The sequence below is a fragment of the uncultured Fretibacterium sp. genome (genome assembly GCF_938040765.1).
Taxonomy (GTDB): domain Bacteria; phylum Synergistota; class Synergistia; order Synergistales; family Aminobacteriaceae; genus CAJPSE01.
Window position 1 is genome coordinate 1 of the sequence record NZ_CALIAA010000313.1, and the last position, 1,484, is coordinate 1,484.

Here is a 1,484-nt window from a genome sequence, read left to right on the forward strand (position 1 = left end):
TTTCAGATTACTTCGCAAAAATCTTCCATATTATTTATGGCGTCCGCACGATCTGTATTTCCACGCATTACAAAATTCTCTGTCAGAGACTATGCTCTGCTTCGAGTGGGGTTGTTCGATTGACCGACTGAATTCCGAAACGCTCAATCCAGCAATCCAATAAAATACAGATGGAACAGGAAGGAGCGATTTGCCATGCCCGATTTTCCCAACCCGTTTTCCGGCAACGTCGACCGAAAGGTCAACAAGGAGGAGCTGGTGCAGGCCCTGCGCGTCGACATCGCCGGGGAGCTCGAGGCCATGTTTCTCTACGACGCCCACGCCCAGGCGACCGACGATCCTCTGGTGCGCAAGGTCCTGATGGACATCCGGGACGAGGAAAAGGCCCATGTCGGCGAGCTGATGACCCTGCTGCGCTACCTGGAGCCCAACTGGTCGGACTTCCTCGCCGAGGGGGAGGGGGAGGTCCTCGAGGTCATGGAGGAACTCGGCATCGCACCCTCCAAGCGGGATGCCGCTCCCGGGTCGACCGTCGGCAGCCTCATCGAGAAGTAGCGGCCAATCCGAAAGAGAAGGAGGCATAAAGGTTATGGAAGATTATCTCGGGAGAGATGCCTCTCCCCTTTCCGAGGAGTTCTGGAAGCGGCTGGACGAGGCCGTCGTCGAGACGGCAAAGGAGACCCTCACGGCACGGAGGTTCCTGCCGCTGTACGGCCCCCTGGGGCCCGGAGTGCAGGTAGCGCCGACCGACAGCCCGGTCCGCGAGGAGAAGACCGAGAACGGCTTCACCTTTTCGCCCAGGCGTTCTTTCGTCGAGGTGCCGCAGCTCTCCGAGGACCTCTGGCTCCTGTGGCGCGACCTCGAGGCGGCCGAGCGGGAGGGACAGCCGGCCGACCTCTCCCCCGTGCGTATAGCGGCGCAGGCCCTCTGCCGCCGCGAGGACCAGATGGTCTTTTATGGGGTCAAGTCCCTGGGCGTGGACGGCCTGCTCACCGTCTCCGGCGTCAACAAGCTCAAGCGCGGCGACTGGGGGACGGGCGAGGGGGCCTTCATCGACATCGTCTCTGGGGTCTCGGCCCTGCAGCAGAAGGGGCGCATGGGCCGCCACACCCTGATCGTCAGCCCGGACCTGTTCGTCCAGCTCCACCACATCCAGCAGGGCACGGGACTCATGGAGATCGAACGCGTCCGCCACCTTCTGGAGGGACGCATCTTCCAGGCCACGGTGCTCCAGCCCGGAACCGCCCTGCTGCTCTGCGCCCAGCCGCAGTACATGGACCTGCTGGTCGGACAGGACATCCGGACGGCGTACACCGAACAGGTGGAGCTGAACCACCATCTCCGCATCCTGGAGACGGCGCTTCCCCGCATCAAGTATCCCGATGCCGTGGTGGTCTATCGGGCCGAATAACCCCGGATAGCTGCCGGACAGCCGGCCCGGCCATTCGAGAACCGTTTGCATTCAGGGCGTGTCGGGTCCCCCC

The 1,484-nt window shown here is 62.7% G+C and carries 2 protein-coding genes; both read left to right on the forward strand.

Features of this window, described 5'->3' with window-relative positions; translation table 11 throughout:
• The first annotated feature begins 195 nt into the window (after nt 1-195).
• The gene (locus Q0176_RS10910; protein ID WP_299302867.1) at nt 196-555 is read left to right on the forward strand and encodes a demethoxyubiquinone hydroxylase family protein; all 360 of its coding nucleotides are present in this window, start codon (nt 196-198) and stop codon (nt 553-555) included.
• 34 nt (nt 556-589) lie between these two features.
• Entirely contained in the window at nt 590-1,411 is an 822-nt protein-coding gene (locus Q0176_RS10915) for a family 1 encapsulin nanocompartment shell protein (RefSeq protein ID WP_299302870.1), read from the forward strand.
• Nucleotides 1,412-1,484: the final 73 nt, after the last annotated feature.